Here is a 20,826-nt window from a genome sequence, read left to right as displayed (position 1 = left end):
GCCGACCGCCCAACCGTATGCGCAGCGGCAGCGTGTTGATGAACATGCCCAGCGCGCTGTGCGCGCCCTCCCCGCCCTGCATGCGGCCAAAGAGCACGGTGCCGAACACCACGTCGTCCTTGCCCGTGGTCCTGCCCAGCACCAGCGCCCAGGCCAGGTGGAACAGGCTGGCTGCACTCACCCCATGGCGCTGCGCCTGCCGGCGCAGCTCGCGCGACAGCGGTGCATCCAGCGCAAGCCTGGCCTCCTCCACCGCGCTGCCGTCGCCCTGCACATCCAGCAGGCCAAACGGCGCCGTAGGTTCATCCACATCGCCGAGCATGGCGCGGAAAAAGTCCTCATGCTCGCTGGTGCTCACGCCCAGGCGCGCCTGGGCCACGAAGCGCCTGAACGGCAAGGGCCTGGGCAGCTCCGCCTCGCGGCCCTGGGCCATCAGCGCGATCTCCTCGACGATGCGCTCCAGCGTCGTGTGGTCCAGCACCAGGTGGTGCGTCAGCAGCTGCAGCAGCCAGCGTCCATTGCGCGCATCCTGCGCCGCCACGGCGCGGATCATGGGTGCACGGCGCACATCGATGCGCTGCACGCGCGGGTCCAGCACGGCCTGCAGCCGGCTGGCCACATCCGTTCCTTCCCCTTCACCTTCGCTCTCCTCCAGCCAGTCGAGCAGCACCTGCGCCTGCCGGCAGACCACCTGCACGGGCTCGGCCAACCCCTCCCACAGCACGGCCGTGCGCAGGATGTCGTGGCGTGCGATGACCCGGTTGAGCCGTTGCACAAAGCCCAGCAGCCGCTCGCGCGTGTCGAAGCCCAGCAGCGTGGGCGTGGCATAGGCGTCGCCCTGCGGGTGCAGCGTGTGGTGGAACAGAATGCCTTCCTGCAATGGCGCCAGCGGATAGATGTCCTGGATGTTGGCCGCGCCACCGGGCACGGCGTCCTCGACCCGTGCGATCTCCTGCGCGTCCAGTGCCACCAGCGTCAGCATGGCGGGCGTGATGGCCGTGCAGCCTTCGGGGATGCCGTTGGGCGGCACCTGCACCTGGGCGGCGTCGTCCGCCTGCATCAGCTGCGCCGCAAAATCCGCCAGCTGCGGATGCTGGAACAGGCTGCGCACCGAGGCCGACAGGCCATGCGCGCGCATGCGTTCCAGCATGCCCATGGCCAGCAGCGAGTGCCCGCCCAGCTCGAAGAAGTTGTCGCGCCGCCCCACGCGGTCCTGCCCCAGAAGCTCGGCCCATATCGCCGACAGCTGCTGCTCCACCCCGTTGTGCGGCGGTTCGTATCCACGCTGCGCCCATTCGGGCTGCGGCAGGGCCTTGCGGTCCACCTTGCCGTTGGCATTGAGCGCAAGCGCAGGCAGCACGACGATGGCCGAAGGCTGCATGTAGTCCGGCAGCCGCCGGGCCAGCGCCTGGCGCAAGGTTTCGGCCAGCCCCGCATCGGCGTCCGGACCGGCCACATAGGCGACAAGGCGTGCGCCCGCCGCGCCCGATGTGGCTTGCGCCGCGACCACCACGGCCTCGCGCACGCCGGGCTGGGCCAGCAGATGGGCCTCGATCTCGCCCAGCTCGATGCGCAGGCCGCGGATCTTCACCTGGTGGTCCAGGCGCCCCAGGTACTCGATCTGGCCTTCGCCGTTCCAGCGCACCAGGTCGCCCGTGCGGTACAGCAGGCCGCCCTGCGTGTCCAGCGGGTCGGCCACAAAGCGCTCGGCCGTCAGCGCGGGGCGGTTCAGATAGCCGCGCGCCAGGCCCATGCCGCCCAGGTACAGCTCGCCGGCCACGCCCTGTGGCGCCGGCCGCATGGCGCAGTCCAGCACATAGGTGCGGATACCGCTGATGGGCCGGCCGATGGGAACCTGGCGCCGCCCGTCGTCGCGGCAGCGCCAGTGGGTGACGTCGATGGCCGCCTCGGTAGGCCCATAGAGGTTGTAGAGACCGGCTCCGGGCAGGAGCCTGAAGACGGCGTTCTGCGCCTCGGCCGGCAGGGCCTCGCCGCTGCACAGGATGCGCCTGAGGCCCGTGCATGCTGCAACGCCCGCGTGCGCCACAAAGGCCTGCAGCATGGAAGGCACGAAGTGCACGGTGGTGACGCCATGGCCCGTGATCAGCGCCACCAGCCTTGCGGGGTCACGGTGATCGCCAGGCGCGGCCATCACCAGCCGGGCGCCGGCCATCAGGGGCCAGAAGAACTCCCAGACCGACACATCGAAGCTGAACGGTGTCTTTTGCAGCACGGCGTCCGATGCATCGAGCGCATAGGCCTGCTGCATCCAGGCCAGCCGGTTGTGCAGGGCCGCATGCCGGTTGGCCGCGCCCTTGGGACGGCCCGTGGAGCCCGAGGTGAAGATCACATAGGCCAGATGCTCCCCATGCACGGCAACCACCGGGTTGCGCTGCGATTCACCGGCCACATCGATGCGGTCGATGTCCAGCCACTGCAGATCCTCGCCTGCGGGCAGGCGCTCGCGCAGCGCGCTGTGGGTGAGCAGGCGCCGCACGGCGCCGTCTTCGATCATCTGCGCCAGCCGTTCGGGCGGGTGATCGGGGTCCAGGGGCACATAGGCGCCACCGGCCTTCATGATGGCCAGCAGGCCCACCACCATCTCGATGGACCGCTCCATGGCGATGCCGACCCGGGTCTCCGGCCTCACGCCCAGGGCCATCAGCCGGTGTGCCAGCTGGTTGGCGCGGCGGTTGAGCTGGTCGTAGCTCAGCACCTGATCGCCAAAGACCAGCGCCACGGCATCCGGCCGTGCCTGGGCCTGGCGCTCGATCAACCGGTGCACGGGCTGCATCCCCGGTTCGGTTCGGGCGCCCAGGCTCCAAGCCTGCAGCTGCGCCCATTCCTTGCCGTCCAGCATGTCCAGCGCCGCAGCCTCCAGGCCGGGCTCGCTTTCCAGCGCGTGGACCAGGGAGGCCACGGCCGCCGCCATGTATCCACACAGCCGTTCAGCCCCCAGAACAGCATCGGCCTGGGCCACGATGCCAAAGCCTTCGCCCAGGTCATCGATGGACACGGTCACGGGGTAGTTGGTGCGCTCCTGTCCGCCCAGCGCCGTCATGCCTTCCCATGCGCCCGCTGCGGCCCCCTCCTGCGGGGCCACGCTGTAGCGGTAGTTGAGCAGAGCCGAGAACAGCGGCGTTCCCCCCGCCAGAGCGCTGCAGCGCTGCGCCAGCGACAGCGTGGCGTGCTCGTGGTGCATCAGCCCCGTCAGCAGCTCATGCGTCTGGCGCAGGCATTCCTGCACGCTGCGCCCGCCCAGCCGACCGCCCAACCGTATGCGCAGCGGCAGCGTGTTGATGAACATGCCCAGCGCGCTGTGCGCGCCCTCCCCGCCCTGCATGCGGCCAAAGAGCACGGTGCCGAACACCACGTCGTCCTTGCCCGTGGTCCTGCCCAGCACCAGCGCCCAGGCCAGGTGGAACAGGCTGGCTGCACTCACCCCATGGCGCTGTGCCTGCCGCCGCACGCTGCGCGCCAGGGGCTCGTCCAAGGCCAGCCTGGCCTCTTGCACCGCACTGCCGTCGCCCTGCACATCCAGCAGGCCGAACGGCGCCGTGGGCTCATCCACATCGCCGAGCATGGCGCGGAAGAAGTCCTCATGCTCGCTGGTGCTCACGCCCAGGCGCGCCTGGGCCACGAAGCGCCTGAACGGCAGGGGCCTGGGCAGCTCCGCCTCGCGGCCCTGGGCCATCAGCGCGATCTCCTCGACGATGCGTTCCAGCGTCGTGTGGTCCAGCACCAGGTGATGGGTCAGCAGCTGCAGCAGCCAGCGGCCGTTGCGCGCATCCTGCGCCGCCACGGCGCGGATCATGGGTGCACGGCGCACATCGATGCGCTGCACGCGCGGGTCCAGCACGGCCTGCAGCCGGCCTGCCACGTCCGCAACCTCCCCTTCGCTACCCTTTTCGCTCTCGTCCAGCCAGTCGAGCAGCACCTGCGCCTGCCGGCAGACCACCTGCACAGGCTCGGCCAGCCCCTCCCACAGCACGGCCGTGCGCAGGATGTCGTGGCGTGCGATGACCTGGTTGAGCCGTTGCACAAAGCCCAGCAGCCGCTCGCGCGTGTCAAAGCCGAGCAGCGTGGGCGTGGCATAGGCGTCGCCCTGCTGGTGCAGCGTGTGGTGGAACAGAATGCCTTCCTGCAGCGGCGCCAGCGGATAGATGTCCTGGATGTTGGCCGCGCCACCGGGCACGGCGTCCTCGACCCGTGCGATCTCCTGCGCGTCCAGTGCCACCAGCGTCAGCATGGCGGGCGTGATGGCCGTGCAGCCTTCGGGGATGCCGTTGGGCGGCACCTGCACCTCATGCCGGGGCAGGCCCTGCTCGCGGCGCAGCGCCAGTGCCAGATCCGCCAGCCGGGGGTGCTGGAACAGCGTGCGCACCTGCGTCACCCAGCCCTGGGCGCGCATGCGCTCCAGCAGCTTCAGGGCCAGCAGCGAGTGCCCGCCCAACTCAAAGAAATGGTCGTGGCGCCCCACGCGCTCCACGCCCAGCACCTCGCTCCAGAGTGCGGCCAGCCGCTGCTCGCCGTCGCCCACGGGCGCCTCGTAGTGCAGGCTGGCCAGCAGTTCAGGCTCGGGCAAGGCGGCCCTGTCCACCTTGCCATTGGCATTCAGGGGAAGGCGGTCCAGCACCATGATGGCGGCCGGCACCATGTAGTCCGGCAGTTCAAGGGCCAGGCGCTCGCGCAGTTCGGCCGCCGTGACCTGCTGCCCTTCATGCGCCGAGACATAGGCCGCCAGGTGCATGCCCGCCGGGTCCTTGCGGGCCACGACCACGGACTCCCGCACCTGGGGCTGGGCCAGCAGCCGGGCCTCGATCTCGCCCAGCTCGATGCGAAAGCCTCGGATCTTCACCTGATGGTCCAGGCGCCCCAGGTACTCCAGCTGGCCTTCATCGTTCCAGCGCACCAGGTCGCCCGTGCGGTACAGGCGGCCGCCGCCCTGGTCGAACGGGTCGGCGACGAAGCGCTCGGCGCTCAGGCCGGGCCGGCCCAGGTAGCCCTGCGCCAGCGCCTGCCCGCCCAGATAGAGTTCGCCGGCCACGCCTGCGGGAACCAGTCCCAGATCCTGGCCCAGCACCAGGGCCTTGGTCGCGCTGACGGGGCGGCCGATGGGGACCGGGCTGCGGCCATCGTCGCGGCAGGTCCAGTGCGTCACGTGGATGGCGGCCTCGGTCGGGCCATAGAGGTTTTGCAGGCTGACGCCGTGCAGGCGGCGCAGGGCCTCGCGCTGTGTCTCGGCCGGCATGGCCTCGCCGCCGCAGATCACATAGCGCAGGCGGGTCTCCTCCTCGATGCCTTCATGGGCCAGAAACGCCTGCAGCATGGCCGGCACGAAGTTCAGCGTGGTGATCTGGTGGCGGCGGATCAGCGCGACGATGCGCTCGGGATCGCGGTGGTCGCCGGGCCGGGCCACCACCAGGCGCACGCCCGCCGTCAGCGGCCAGAAGATTTCCCAGGCCGAGACATCGAAGCCGAAGGCCGCCTTGTGCAGCACCGCGTCGGCCCGCGTGAGCCGGTAGTGGTCCTGCATCCAGGCCATGCAATTGGACAGCGCGGCATGCCGGTTGGCCGCCCCCTTGGGCCGGCCGGTGGAGCCCGAGGTGTAGATCACATAGGCCAGATGGTCGCCATGGATCGCCACGCCGGGATTGTGGTCAGGCCCCGCGTCCAGGTCCAGGCCGTCGAGCTCGACCACGTTCAGCGCCTGCGCGAACGGCAGGCGCTCGCGTGCCTTGCGCTCGGTCAGCAGCAGGGCAATGCCGCTGTCCTGGGCAATGTAGGCCAGGCGGTCCACCGGGTACTCCATGTCCAGCGGCACGTAGGCGCCGCCGGCCTTGAGCACCGCCAGCAGCCCGGCCACCATGTCCACCGAGCGCTCCAGCGCAACGCCCACGCGCACGTCCGGCCCCACGCCCAGGGCCATCAGCCGGTGGGCCAGCCGGTTGGCACGGGCGTTGAGCCGGGCCGAGGTCAGCGCCTCGTCGCCATGGACCAGGCAGACGGCATCGGGCTGCTCCCGCACGCGGGCCTCGAATTCCCGGTGCACGGGCAGGGCCTGGGGATGGGACTTGCCATTGAGGCTCCACTGCAGCAGCCTGTCCCGTTCATGCGCGGGCAGCACCGCAATCGCGGTCACGGGCTGGCCGGGGTCGCGCGCCAGGGCATCGGCCAGGCCGTCCAGGGCCTGGTGCATGTAGCCGCACATGCTGTGGGCATTCACCGCATCGATCACATGCGCGATCAGCGTGAAGCCCTCGCCCGTGTCGTTGACCGACAGGCCGAACGGGAAGTTGGTGCGCTCGTGGCTTTGCAGTATCTGCACGCCGCTCCAGGCATCGCCAGCGTCCGCGTCCTGCAGCGCCGTGTGCCGGTAGTTGAGCAGGGCCGTGAACAGCGGCGCCCCGCCGGCCAGGCCGCTGCAGGACTGGGCCATCGACAGGCTGGCATGCTCGTGGTGCAGCAGGTCCGTCAGCGCGGACTGGGTCTGGCGCAGGGCCTGGGCCACGCCACGACCGGCCAGGCGAACGCGCAGCGGCAGCGTATTGATGAACATGCCCAGCGCGCGGGCCGCGCCCTGCTGCGCCTGCATGCGGCCAAACAGCACGGTGCCGAACACCACGTCGTCCCTGCCGCTGGTCCTGGCCAGCACCAGGGCCCAGGCCAGGTGGAACAGCGCGGCGGCGCTGACGCCGTGGCGCCGGGACTGCTGCCGCAACCGGGCGGCAAGGCCGCCGTCAAGCACCTGCCGCACCTCGTTCGTGCGCGCTCCGTCGCCCTGGACATCCAGCAGCCCGAAGGGCGCCGTGGGCTCCTGCACATCGCCCAGCATGGTGCGGAAAAACGCCTCATGCCCGGCCGTGCCCTCGCCCGAGCGCGCATGGGCCACGAACTGGCGGAACGGCAGCGGCCGGGGCAGCGCGCTGGAGCGGCCCTGCTGGATCAGCGCGATCTCACCGATCACCTGCTTGAGCGTGGTGTTGTCGTCCACCATGTGATGGGCCAGGATCTGCAGCAGCCAGCGCTGGCCCGGCGCGTCGTGCGCGGCCACCAGGTGGATCAGCGGCGCCTTGCGCAGGTCGATGCGGTAGCCCTGGGCGCAGGCGGCCAGCCGGGCCAGCGCGTCCTGCGATGATGCCGCCGCGCCGCCCTCCTCCAGCCAGGACAGCGGCAGGCGGGCCTGCCGGCAGACGACCTGCACGGGCGTCGCCAGGCCTTCCCAGAACACGGCCGTGCGCAGGATGTCATGCCGCGCGACCACCTGGTCAAAGCTCTCGGCAAACCGCTGCAGCCGCTCGCGCGAGTCGAAGCTCAGCGTGTGCGAGGTGACATAGGCATCGCCCTCGGACTGCAGCAGGTGGTGGAACAGAATTCCCTCCTGCAGCGGCGCCAGCGGGTAGATGTCCTGGATGTTGGCCGCGCCTCCCGGCACCGCCGCGGCAATGCGAGCAATCTCATCTTCATCCAGCGCCACCAGGGTCAGCATGTCCGGCGTGATCGCCGTGCAGCCTTCGGGGATGCCGTTGGGTGGCACGTCGATCTCGCCGGCCACCTCCTCCCCTTGCTCACCCTGCTGCTCCTGCTGTTCCTCCAGTACCGCCTGCGCAAACTCCGCCAGCCTCGGGTGCTGGAACAGCGTGCGCACCTGCACGCGCAGGCCCTGGGCGCGCACGCGCTCCAGCAGGCCCAGGGCGAGCAGCGAATGTCCGCCCAGCTCGAAGAAGCCGTCCTGCCGACCCACGCGCTCCACGCCCAGCACCTCGGCCCAGATCTGCGCCAGCGTTTCCTCCAACTCGCCCTGCGGTGCCTCGTATTGCTGGGCGCTGACCATCTCCGGCTCGGGCAGCGCCTTGCGGTCCACCTTGCCGTTGGCCGTCAAAGGCAGGGCTTCGAGCACGACGATGGCCGAAGGCACCATGTAGTCGGGCAGCGCCTGGCACAGGCGCTGCTTGAGCTGGCTTTCCTCCATCGCGTCACGCAGGGAGACATAGGCGATCAGCCTTGCACCCTCCTTGGCCAGTACCACGGCCTCGCGCACCTCGGGCTGGGCCAGCAGCTGCGACTGCACCTCGCCCAGCTCGATGCGGAAGCCCCGGATCTTGACCTGCTGGTCGGCACGGCCCAGGTATTCAAGTTCGCCCTGGGCGCTCCAGCGCACCAGATCGCCCGTGCGGTACAGGCGCTCGCCGGACTCCGCGAAGGGGTTGGCGATGAAGCGCTCTGCCGTCAGCCCTTGCCTGTTGAGATAGCCGCGTGCCAAGCCCTCGCCCGCCACATACAACTCTCCCGCCACGCCCTGCGGCAGCAGGTTCAGGCTGCCATCGAGCACATACAGGCCCAGGTCCGGAATCGCCACGCCCACGGGGCTGCGCCCGCCATCCAGATCCGCCTTGGTGATCTGCCGGTACGTCACATGCACTGTGGTCTCGGTGATGCCGTACATGTTGATGAGCTTGGGGCTCTGCTCGTCACCGAAGCGGTCGAACCAGGGCCGCAGGCTCTCGGGCTCCAGCGCCTCGCCGCCAAAGATCACCTGGCGCAGCGCCAGGCCAGCGCCGCCTTCTTCATCCTGCTCCACGGCATGGACCAGTTGCCCAAAGGCCGAAGGTGTTTGATTGAGAACCGTTACGTGATCCGCACGCAGCAAGGCCAGGAAGTCCTGGGGCGAGCGGCTGACCCAGTACGGCACCACCACCAGCCTGCCGCCCGTGCACAGCGCACCAAAGATCTCCCAGACCGAGAAGTCGAAGGCGTAGGAGTGGAACAGGGTCCAGACATCGTCCGGGCCGAAGCCGAACCAGGCATCGGTGGCGTCCAGCAGCCGTGCCACGTTGCGGTGGCTCAGTTGCGCGCCCTTGGGGCGGCCCGTGGAGCCCGAGGTGTAGATCACATAGGCCAGGCTGTCCGGGTTCACATCGACCTGCGGATCGGTATCGGGTTCGCCCGACAGGTCCAGCGTGTCGATCTCCAGCACCTGCAGCGCAGCAGCGCCGGGAATGCGCTCGCGCACCGCAGCCTGCGTCAGCACCAGGGCAATGCCACTGTCCTCGACCATATGTGCCAGACGATCCGCCGGGTAATCCGGGTCCAGCGGCACATAGGCGCCACCGGCCTTGAGGATGGCCAGCAGGCCGACCACCATCTCCACCGAGCGCTGCATGGCAATGCCCACGCGCGTCTCCGGGCGCACGCCCAGAGCGATCAGGCGGCGGGCCAGGCGGTTGGCCTGGGCATCGAGTTCGGCGTAGGTCAGTCGTGCGGACTCGCAGGTCAACGCCACCGCCTCCGGCCGTTGCTGCGCGCTTGTGGCAAAGCGCTGGTGCAGGCAGGCGGGCTGCGCATGGTTGAGGACAGGTCCATTGCGGGTACTGCGGCGCGCACTGCGGTCCAGAAGCCGCGCCTGCTCATCGCCGGGCAGCAGCTGCACCTGGTCCAGCGTGCACTGCGGCGCATGCGCCAGCGCCTGCAGCAGCAGCGACAGATGCGCGCCCATGCGCTGCACCGTGGCCGGCTCGAAGCGCTCGCGCGCATAGGCAAAGCCCAGCTGCAGGCTGCCGTTGGCGCGGCGGCTGGCGTGCAGGGTCAGCTCGAACTGGGCTGCCAGGCCGTCCAGCTCCAGCTTCTGGATCTCCAGGCCCGCCAGGCCGGCCGCCTCTTCGTGCTGGTAGTTCAGCATCACCTGGAACAGCGAGCTGCCGTCCAGGCTGCGGCGCGGCTGCAGCGCCTCGACCAGTTGCTCGTAGGGCAGGTCCTGGTGGGCCAGGCCCAGGCGGACCCGCTCGGCCAGCTGGGCCAGCAGCTCCTGCAGGCGCATGCGGGTATCGAGCCGGCCACGCATCACCAGCGTGTTGACGAAGAAGCCGACCAGCGGCTCGGCCTCGGGCTGGTTGCGGTTGGCCACGGGCACGCCCACGCGGATATCGGTCTCGGCGGTATAGCGGTGCAGCAGGGCCTGGAAACCGGCCAGCAGCGCCACGAAGAGGGAGGTGCCCTGCTCGCGGGCGCGCTGCTCCAGTCCGGCCACCAGGCTGGCGGGCAGTTCCAGCCGGTGCCAAGCGGCATGCCAGCGGGTCTCGGCGCCCGGCGCGCGGGCATGGTCGGAGGGCAGCTCCAGATGCAGGTCCTGCCCCCCGGCCAGCTCGGGCAGCCAGTAGTCCAGCAGGCGCTGCCTTTCCCCGGCCTCCAGCCAGTCGCGCTGCCAGGCGGCGTAGTCGGCGTAGGCAATGGGCAGCGGCGGCAGGCGGGTCGGGCGCTGCTGCACCAGTGCCGCGTACAGGCCGGCGAACTCCTCCAGCAGGATCTGCATGGAGCGGCCGTCGGAGATGATGTGGTGCATCACCACCACCAGCAGGTGCTGGCGGCTGTCCAGGCGAACGGCGGCCACGCGCAGCAGCGGTCCGCGCGTCAGGTCAAAGGGCGTGAGACACAGGCGCTCGGCTTCGGCCAGGGCCCGGTCGTGGCGCTGCGCGGCGGGCAGGGAACTGAGGTCGATCAGCGGAAGCTCCAGGGCCAGCTGCGGCACGATGCGCTGCCGCGCCAGGCCGTCGGGGCTTTCCTCGAACACCGTGCGCAGTCCGCCGTGGCGCTCCAGCAGCACGCCGAACGCCTGCCGCAAGGCCGCCAGATCCAGCTCGCCATGCATCCACGAGGCCTGGGCGATGTGGTAGGCCGAGCTTTGCGGGTCCAGCTTCCACAGGAACCACTGGCGCAGCTGCGCATGGGACAGGGCTTCGGTCTGGTCGGACGATGGTGTGCGGACCGGGATGGGGAAATGCGAGAGATCCAGTCCCTCGGCCCGGATCTTTTGCAATGCCAGCGTGCGCTGGGCAGGGCTCAGGCTTGCAAAGCGCTCGGCGATTTGGCGCAGGCGGCCACGGTCCATCAGATATCTCCCAGAGTTTCGAGAAAGGAATCCAGCGCATCGAGCGCCTGCGCGTCCGCGCCTGTCGTGCCTGTCGTGCCTGTTGCACCCGCAGCATCCGCGCTGCCATGGGCCGGCAGGCGCACCAGGCCCGCCATGTCCTGCAGCACCGGGGTGCGGAAAACGTCCTGGGCGGTCAGCCCCGCAGCGCCTGCCCCCTGCAGTCGCGCCAGCAGTTGCACCACCTTGAGCGAGTGCCCGCCGCGCTCGAAGAAGCTGTCGCGGCGGTCCACGCGGCCACCACCCAGCAGCTCGGACCACAGCCCGGCCAGCATTTCCTCGGCCTGCCCCGAGGGCGCCTCGTAGGACTGCCCGGCCGGTGCCTGCGCCGCAGGCAGCGCGGCACGGTCCACCTTGCCGCTGTTGTTCAGCGGCAGCGTGTCCAGCACCACGATGGCGGACGGCAGCATGTAGTCGGGCAGGCCGCTGGCCAGTCTTGCGCGCAGTGCCGCAGCGTCCAGGGGCGGGCCTGCATGCAGCGGTGCATGCAGCGACGCATGCAGCGATGCATGTAGAGATATGTGCGCCACAAGGCGCGTATCACTGCCGGACCCCGCTGCCGTGACCACGGCCTCGCGCACCTCGGGCTGGGCCAGCAGTGCGGCCTCCACCTCGCCCAGCTCGATGCGGTGGCCGCGGATCTTGACCTGGTGGTCCAGCCGGCCCAGGTATTCCAGCGCGCCATCGGCATTGCGGCGCACCAGATCGCCCGTGCGGTACAGGCGTTCGCCAGCCGCGCCCGGTCCCGCGAAAGGATCGGCCACAAAACGCTCTGCGCTCAGGCCCGGCCGCTGCCAGTAGCCGCGCGCCAGGCCCTGGCCGCCAATGAACAGCTCACCGGCCACGCCTTGCGGCACGCAGCGCAGTCCTTCGTCAAGCACCAGCAGCCGGGTGGCCGCGATGGCCTGGCCCAGCGTGGCGGCATCGCCCTGCACCTGCTGCAGGCTGGACCAGATCGTGGTCTCGGTCGGGCCGTAGAGGTTCCAGAGGTCCACGCCCGCCGCGCGCAACAGGGCAATCAGGTCCGGCGCAAGCGCCTCGCCGCCGCACAGCGCCTTCAGGGGCCGTGCCGCCTTCCAGCCACCGGCCAGCAGCAGGCGCCAGCCCGAGGGCGTGGCCTGCATCACGCTGGCGCGGCTGCGCTCCAGCAGCGCCGCCAGCGCGGCCGCGTCGCGCACCTGTTCGCGCCCGGCCACCACCAGCTGCGCGCCCACGGCCAGGGGCAGGAAGATCTCCAGGCCCGCAATGTCGAAGGACACGGAGGTCGTGGCCAGCACCACGTCCTGCGCCTGCAGGCCCGGCTGTGCCGCCATGGACTGCAGGAAGTTGGAGAAGGCCGCATGCCGCACCACCACGCCCTTGGGCCGGCCGGTGGAGCCCGAGGTGTAGATCACATAGGCCGCCTGGTCGCCATGCACCTCGACGCGGGGCGCGCGTTCCGTGCCTGCCTGCGGCCCTGGCTCCCTTGCCTCCACTGCCTCCAGCACCTCCAGCGCCTCCAGTTCCAGCACCTTCGGCACGCTGGCGGCGAGCACGGCCAGCCGGCCCGGCGCCAGGCCCGAGGCTAGCACCAGGCAGGCCCCGCTGTCCTGCAGCATGTACTGCATGCGCTCATCGGGCAGGGCCGGATCGACGGGCACGTAGGCGGCGCCCGCCTTGAGGATGGCCAGCAGGCCGGCCACCATGGCGGCCCCGCGCTCGGCCACCAGGCCCACGCGCTGCCCGGGCCGCAGCCCCTGGGCGATCAGGACCTGCGCCAGGCGGCTGGCCCGCCGGTCCAGATCGCCGTAGCTGAACACCTGCCCGTCCGCGGCCAGGGCCGGGGCCTGGGGCCGCTGCCTTGCCTGCGCCTCGAACATGCGGTGCACCGGCAAGGCCTGCGGCCAGGACCGGGGGTTGCCGGCCTGCGCCAGCAGCGCCTGGCGCTCGGCCGGGGGCACCACGTCCAGCGTGCGCAGGTCGCGGCCGGGCTGCTGCTGCAGCGCCTGCACCAGCGCCTGCAGGGCCCGCTGCATGTAGGCGCAGACGCGCCCGGCCCCCACGCTGCGAACCACCTGGGCGACGAGCACAAAGCCCTGGCCTTCGTCATCCACGGCCATGCCCACGGGATAGTTGCTGCGCTCGGGGCGGCCCAGCACCTGCACGCCGGCCCGGGCCAGCTCTTGCGCAGCACCCTCGGCCGCGCCATGCCGGTAGTTCAGCAATGCGCTGAACAGCGGCGTTCCCGCAGGCAGGCCGCTGCAGCGCTGGGCCAGCGACAGGCTGGCATGCTCGTGCTGCAGCAGCGCCGCAAGCGCCGCCGCTGTGCTGCGCAGGCCCTGGAGCACGCTGCCTTCGCCCAGCGGCAGGCGCAGCGGCAAGGTGTTGATGAACATGCCCAGCGCCTGCTGCGCACCGGCGCCGCCGTCCATGCGGCCCATCAGCACGGTGCCGAAGACCGGCTCCTGCCTGCCGCTGGTGCGGGCCAGCACCAGCGCCCAGGCCAGGTGGCAGAGCGCGGCGGGACTGACCCCGTGCGCACGCGCCTGGCGGCGCATGCCCTGGGCCAGTGGGGCGTCCAACCGCAGGCGGGCCTCCTCCATGCCACGGCCATCGCCTTGCACATCCAGCAGGCCGAAGGCGGCCGTGGGCTCCTGCACATCGGCCAGCATGCGGCGGAAGAACCGCTCGTGCGCCTCGGCCGCCACGCCCTGGCGCGCCTGCGCCACAAAGCGCCGGAAGGGCACGGGCACCGGCAGCTCGGCCACGCGGCCCTGCTGGAGCCGCAGCACTTCCTGCAGCAGCAGGTCCAGCGTGATGCGGTCCATCACGAGGTGGTGACTCAGCAGCTGCAGCAGCCAGCGGCCTTGCCCGGCATCGTGCGCGGCCCGCACCCCTATCATCGGCGCCTGCCGCACGTCCAGGCGCAGGTCGTGGCTGCGCAGTTGCTCCAGCATCTGCGGCACCAGCGCCTCATGTGCCTCATCCGCATCAGGCCACTGCAGCTGCAGCGGTGCCTGGCGCAGCACCACCTGCACCGGCTCGGACAGCCCTTCCCAGAGCACGGCCGTGCGCAGGATGTCATGGCGCGCAATCACCTGGTTGAGGCTGTGCACGAAGGATTGCAGCTGCTCGCGCGCCCCGAAGCTCAGCAGGTTGGGCGAGACGAACACATCGCCCCCGGACTGCAGCAGGTGGTGGAACAGAATTCCCTCCTGCAGCGGCGCCAGCGGGTAGATGTCCTGGATGTTGGCCGCCCCACCGGGCACCGCAGCGGCAATGCGTGCAATCTCATCTTCATCCAGCGCCACCAGGGTCAGCATGTCCGGCGTGATCGCCGTGCAGCCTTCGGGGATGCCGTTGGGTGGCACGTCGATCTCGCCGGCCACCTCCTCCCCTTGCTCACCCTGCTGCTCCTGCCGCACCGCCTGCGCAAACTCCGCCAGCCTCGGATGCTGGAACAGCGTGCGCACCTGCACGCGCAGGCCCTGGGCGCGTACGCGCTCCAGCAGGCCCAGGGCGAGCAGCGAATGCCCGCCCAGCTCGAAGAAGCCGTCCTGCCGGCCCACGCGCTCCACGCCCAGCACCTCGGCCCAGATCTTCGCCAGCGTTTCTTCGAGTTCACCTTGCGGTGCCTCGTATTCCTGCGCACTCGCCATCTCCGGCTCGGGCAGCGCCTTGCGGTCCACCTTGCCGTTGGCTGTCAGCGGCAGGGCTTCGAGCACGACGATGGCCGAGGGCACCATGTAGTCGGGCAGCGCCTGGCCCAGCCGCTGCTTGAGCTGGCTTTCCTCCACCGCGTCACGCAGGGAGACATAGGCGATCAGCCTTGCACCATCCTTGGCCAAAACCACGGCCTCGCGCACCTCGGGCTGGGCCAGCAGCTGCGACTGCACCTCGCCCAGTTCGATGCGGAAGCCCCGGATCTTGACCTGCTGGTCGGCACGGCCCAGGTATTCGAGTTCGCGCTGAGTGTTCCAGCGCACCAGATCGCCCGTGCGGTACAGGCGCTCGCCTGTCTCGCTGAACGGGTTGGCAATGAAGCGCTCTGCCGTCAGTCCTTGCCTGTTGAGATAGCCGCGTGCCAAGCCCTCACCCGCCACATACAACTCTCCCGCCACGCCCTGCGGCAGCAGGTTCAGGCTGCCATCGAGCACGTACAGGCCCAGGTCCGGAATCGCCACGCCCACGGGGCTGCGTCCGCCCTCCAGATCCTTCCGGGTGATCTCCCGGTATGTCACATGCACCGTGGTCTCGGTGATGCCGTACATGTTGATGAGTTGGGGGCCCTGGTCACCGAAGCGGTGGAACCAGGGCCGCAGGCTCTCGGGCTCCAGCGCCTCGCCGCCGAAGATCACCTGGCGCAGCGCCAGGCCAGCGCCGCCTTCTTCATCCTGCTCCACGGCATGCACCAACTGCCCGAAGGCCGAGGGCGTTTGATTGAGAACCGTTACGCGCTCCGCACACAGCAAAGCCAGGAAGTCCTGGGGCGAGCGGCTGACCCAGTACGGCACCACCACCAGCCTGCCCCCCGTGCACAGCGCGCCAAAGATCTCCCAGACCGAGAAGTCGAAGGCGTAGGAGTGGAACAGGGTCCAGACATCGTCAGGCCCGAAGCCGAACCAGGCATCGGTGGCATCCAGCAGCCGCGCCACGTTGCGGTGGCTCAGTTGTGCGCCCTTGGGGCGGCCCGTGGAGCCCGAGGTGTAGATCACATAGGCCAGGCTGTCTGCCGAGACTTCAACCTGCGGATCGGTATCGGGTTCGCCCGACAGGTCCAGCATGTCGATCTCCAGTACCTGCAGCGCAGCAGCGCCGGGAATGCGCTCGCGCAGCGCAGCCTGCGTCAGCACCAGGGAGATCCCACTGTCGGCCACCATGTGCGCCAGCCGGTCGGCAGGGTAATCCGGGTCCAGCGGCACGTAGGCGCCACCGGCCTTGAGGATGGCCAGCAGGCCGACCACCATCTCCACCGAGCGCTGCATGGCGATGCCCACGCGGGTCTCCGGGCGCACGCCCAGGGCGATGAGGCGGTGGGCCAGACGGTTGGCCCGGGCGTCGAGTTCGGCGTAGCCGAGAACGTGGTGCTCGAAGGACAGCGCCTGCGCCCCGGCCCGCGCCAATGCCTGGCTGGCGAAGCGGCCGTGCAGCGTCTGCGCTGCGGCCGGCCGGCCGGCAGGCAGGGCAGCGGCGCGGCCCCAGGCCTGCTGCCTGTGCAGTTCGGCCGCGCCCAGCAAGGCGACTTCGCCCACCTTGCGGGCCGGATCATCGGCCAGCGCCTGCAGCATGGCCACATAGTGGCCGGCCAGCGCGCCGATGGTGGCGGCCTCGAACAATTCGCGGGCATAGGTCAGGCGCAGATGCAGGCAGCCCTGCGCATCCTCGGTGGTGTCCACGGTCAGCTCGAACTGGGCGCCCTGGCCCTGCAGCGCATATTCCTGCAGCTCCAGCCCAGGCAGTTGCTGCAGCGCGCTGCGGTCCTGGCGCTGGTGGTTGAACAGCACCTGGAACAGCGGCTGGGTGCCGGCGTTGCGTTCGGGCTGCAGCGCCTCGACCAGTTGCTCGAAGGGCAGGTCCTGGTGGGCCTGCGCGCCCTGGGCGGCCTGCCGGGCCTGGTCCAGCAGCTGCGCCAGTCCCATGCGCCCGTCCAGCGTGGCGTGCAGAACCTGGGTGTTCACGAAAAAGCCCACCGTGCCCTGCGTTTCCACCCGGTGGCGGTTGGCAATGGGCACGCCCACGCGAATGTCTTCCTGGCCCGTGTAGCGGTGCAGCACGGCCTGCAGGCCCGCCAGCAGCAGCACGAACAGCGTTGCGTCCTGCGCCTGGGCGCGGCGGCGCAGGCTGCCGACCAGTTCGGCCGGCAGCTGCAGGCCATGGCTGGCGGCCACATGGTCCGCGCCGGGCCGGCGCGGGTGGTCGGTGGGCAGTTGCAGCACGGGGTGCGTGTCGCCCAGCTGGGCGCGCCAGTAGGCCAGTTGCCGCTGCCGCTCGCCGGCCCCCAGCCACTGGCGCTGCCAGGCCGCGTAGTCGGCGTACTGCAGCGGCAGGGGTGCGGCCTGCGGCACCTGTCCCTGGCACCGTGCGCGGTACTGCTGCACGAATTCATCCACGATGATCTGCATGGACCAGCCGTCGGAGACGATGTGGTGCATGGCCACGACCAGCAGATGCGCCTCGGCCGACTCCCGGATCAGGCCCACGCGCAGCAGCGGCCCGGCCTGCAGGTCGAAGGGCTGGCGGTGCACGGCGGCCGCCGCCTGTTCCAGTTGCTCCTGGCGCTGCGCAGCGGGGAGTTCGGACAGATCCGTTTGCTCGACCCGCACACCGCCCTGTGCGGCGATCACCTGCACCACCTGCCCGTCCCCGCCCATGCGGAACACCGTGCGCAGCGACTCGTGGCGCGCCACCAGCGCGTCGAAGCTTTGCTGCAGCGCCAGCACATCGAGCGTGCCCAGCAGACGCAGCGCGCCGCTGATGTGATAGGCGGTGCCGGCCGGCTCCAGCTGCCACAGGAACCACTGGCGCAATTGCGCAAAGGACAGCGGCAGCGGGCCACTGCGGTCGGCCCTGGGCAGGGGCGCTGTGCCTTCGGTCTGCTCGGCGCCGGCAACCGGCCCCTCCACCAGCCGTGCCACACCCGCGGGCGTCTTGCCCGTGAACAGCTGCTTGGGCGTGAGCTTGACGCCGCGCTTGCGGGCGCGCGCCACCAGCTTGAGCGCGAGGATGGAGTCCCCGCCCAGCGCGAAGAAGTCGTCATGCCGGCCCGCGCGCTCCAGGCCGAAGAGGTCGGCCCAGACGGCGGCCAGCGCCTGCTCGGCCTCGCCTTGGGGCGCCTCGAACAGATCGGCGGCCGCCTGCTCCGGCACGGGCAGGGCCTTGCGGTCGATCTTGCCGTTGGCCGTCAGGGGCATGCCCTCCAGCACGGTGATGCTGGCGGGCACCATGTATTCGGGCAGCGCCTGCGCCAGCGCGGCGGCCCACCCCTGCCTGTCGGCGGGAACGCCCGCCTGGGACACGGCATAGGCATGCAGCTGCATGCGCCCGTCCCCGCCGCCCTCCCCATCCAGCCGCGCCACGACTTCGGCCTGGGCCACGCCGGGCACGGCCTGCAGCGCCAGCGCCACCTCGCGCAGCTCCACGCGGTAGCCGCGCACCTTCACCTGGTCGTCCATGCGGCCCAGGAACTGCAGGCTGCCATCGGCCAGCATGGTCACGCGGTCGCCCGTGCGGTACAGGCGCTCGCCCGGCTGGAACGGGCTGGCCACGAATCGCTCTGCCGTCTGCCCGGGCCGGGCCTGGTAGCCGCGCGCCAGGCCCGGCCCGCCCAGGTACAGCTCGCCGCTGGCGCCCCGAGGCACGGGCTGCAGGTCGGCATCCAGCACCAGGGCGCGGCTATTGGCCAGCGGCCTGCCCACGGGCAGGCTTTCGCCGCCGCGCAGCGCCTCGCCCGCCTCCTGGGTGAGGATGCCCACCGTGGTTTCGGTGGGGCCGTAATGGTTGAGCACGCGGCAGCCGGGCCTGAGCGCGGCGATGCGGTCGATCAGCGGCCAGCGCGTGGCCTCGCCGCCCAGCACCAGGCGGCTGGCAGGCAGCACGTCAGCGGGCATGCCGGCATTCAGCAGCCCCTGCAGATGGCTGGGCACGATCTTGAGCACGTCCACCCGGTGCTCTGCCATGTAGCGCGCGAAGCCGTCGGGGTCGAAGGCCAGTTCGGGCGCCATCAGATGCAGCGCGCGCCCCGAGCACAGCGCGCCGAACAGCACGGTGTGCCCCAGGTCCGCCGCCACGGTCGAGACCATGGCCATGCTGCGCGCCGCATCGGGCAGGTCCAGCCGCTGCAGCACGGCCTGCACATAGTGGGCCAGCGCCCCGTGGCTGACGACCACGCCCTTGGGCTGCCCGGTCGATCCCGAGGTGTAGATCACATAGGCACCCTGTGCGGAATGCGGCGGCGCGGCCGGCAGCGCCTGCCCCGCAATGCACGGCTCCTGGCAGGCATTCGGGTCCAGGCTCAGCAGGGGAACGCCCGCGTCCCAGGCGGGCGCCTGCTGGCAGAGCATCAGCACCGCGCCGCTGTCGCGCAGCTGCCAGGCCAGCCGCTGCGCCGGCAGGCCGGGGTCCAGGGGCACATAGGTGCCACCGGCCTTGAGCACGGCAAGCAGGCCCAGCACAAAGGCGCAGCTGCGCTCGGCATGCAGGGCCACGCGCACATCGGCCCCCACGCCGCGCGCCACCAGGGCCCGGGCCAACTGGTCGGACTGCCGGTCCAGCTGCGCGTAGCCCAGGGCCGAGCCCGCGTCCCTGACCGCCGTGCCATCGGGATGGGCCTGCACGGCGCGCGACCACAGCTCCAGCACGCTGTCGGCGCCAAAGGCCTGCACCGGGCCTGCAGACTCCGACACGCGGCCTGGCAGCGACAGCTCGCCCAGCCTGGGCTGCCTGTCGCTGATTGCGCCGGTGACCTGCCGCGCAAGATCCTGGAATGCGCCGGCCATGTCACGCACCACGGCTTCGTCGAACAGTTCATGGGCGTAGATCAGCACGCAGTCGATGCCGTCCTGCCGGTCGGTGAAGTCCAGGCTCAGGTCGAAATGCGCCTGGCCGCTGGAGACGGCCTGCATGGCGATCTCCAGGCCGGCGATGTGGCGCGCGGCCGAGGCGTCTTCCTGCTGGGTGCACTTGACCTGGAACAGCGGGTGAACGCCCGGCTGGCGGGCCGGCTGCAGCGCCTCGACCAGCAGGTGGAACGGCAGGTCCTGGTGGGCCTGCGCGCCCAGCACCGCCTCGCGCACCTGCGCCAGCAGCGCGCGGAAGTCCTGCGCGGGATCGATGTGCGTGCGCAGCACCAGCAGGTTCAGGAAGTAGCCGATCAGCCCATGCGTCTCGGCCTTCTGGCGGTTGGCCACGGGCGTGCCCACGCGCAGCTCGCGCGTGCCGCTGAAGCGGTACAGCACCAGCTTGAGCAGCGCCAGCATCACCATGAACAGCGAGGCGCCATGCGCGCGGCCCAGGGCGCGCACGCGGGTGGCCAGCGCGGCGGGCAGCGTGAACTCCAGGCGCTGCTCCTGTGCTTCCTGCACGGCAGCCCTGGCCTGCTTCATCGGCAGGGCCAGGGCCTCATGCTCGGTGCCCAGCCGGGCGCGCCAGTAGGCCAGCTGCCGCTCGCGCTCACCGGCATCGAACCAGCGGCGCTGCCAGACGGCGTAGTCGGCGAACTGCAGGGCCATGGCCGGCAGGCGCGATGGCTGCTGCGTGCGCAGGGCCTCGTACAGGTGGAACAGTTCCTCGACCACGATGCCGTTGGACCAGCCATCGCCAGCAATGTGGTGCAGCGACAGGCCCAGCACATGCTCCTGCGCGCCCAGCCGGCACAGGACGGCGCGCAATGGCGTTTCCGTATCCAGCGCAAAGGGCTGGCGGGCCAGCAGCAGTACCTGGCGCTGCGCCTCGGCCTGCGGATCGCCGTCCGTCCATGCGCCCAGATCGACGTGGCGCAGGGGCACGGGCGCGGCGGGCTGGATGGACTGCCGGGGATCGCCGTCCTCGCCGGCCGGATAGCAGGTGCGCAGGATCTCGTGGCGCTCGGCCAGGGCCTGCAGCGCCTGCTCCAGCGCCCACGCATCCAGCGGCCCCTTGAGCGACAGCGATCCCACCATGTTGTAAGCGGGGCTGGCGGGCTCCAGCCGCCAGGTGAGCCAGAGGCTGCGCTGCGCGGGGGACAGGGCAATGGCCAGCGTGCGGTCGCAGCGGGTGATGGTGTGGGCCGTGTTGCGGGCGTCGCCGTCCGGCAGGCCACCTGCGCCACCTGCGTCGGATGCAGCGGGTGCGCCGGATGCACCCCGGAGCCTCAGGGCCAGTGCGGCACGCTGCGCATCGGACAGGCGGGACTTGCGGGAATCGAGATCGTTCAGGGACATGGTGGT

The 20,826-nt window shown here is 70.8% G+C and carries 2 protein-coding genes (1 of these 2 running past the window's edge); both read right to left on the bottom strand.

Features of this window, described 5'->3' with window-relative positions; genetic code table 11:
• Positions 1-10,885, bottom strand: the 5' portion of a protein-coding gene (locus tag ACF8ME_RS23010) for a non-ribosomal peptide synthase/polyketide synthase (RefSeq protein WP_392418317.1). 7,682 nt of this gene lie to the left of the window's left edge; the window shows 10,885 of its 18,567 coding nt (coding positions 1-10,885); it begins with the start codon at positions 10,883-10,885; its stop codon lies off the left edge, out of view.
• Positions 10,885-20,820, bottom strand: a complete 9,936-nt coding sequence (locus ACF8ME_RS23005; protein WP_392418315.1) for an amino acid adenylation domain-containing protein — start codon at positions 20,818-20,820, stop codon at positions 10,885-10,887. The genes ACF8ME_RS23010 and ACF8ME_RS23005 overlap by 1 nt, the downstream gene beginning before the upstream one ends.
• Between the last annotated feature and the right edge of the window lie 6 nt (positions 20,821-20,826).

Origin of the sequence: Delftia sp. WSY_7 (assembly GCF_043104845.1) — a bacterium.
GTDB classification, from domain to species: domain Bacteria; phylum Pseudomonadota; class Gammaproteobacteria; order Burkholderiales; family Burkholderiaceae_C; genus Comamonas; species Comamonas tsuruhatensis.
The sequence above is the reverse complement of the archived record's forward strand: the minus strand, read 5'-3'. Positions and strand labels throughout refer to the sequence as shown.

What these genes read in the sequence shown, in the direction of transcription:
- ACF8ME_RS23005 (WP_392418315.1), bottom strand. Translation starts at nt 20,820, where the DNA reads ATGTCCCTGAACGATCTCGATTCCCGCAAGTCCCGCCTGTCCGATGCG.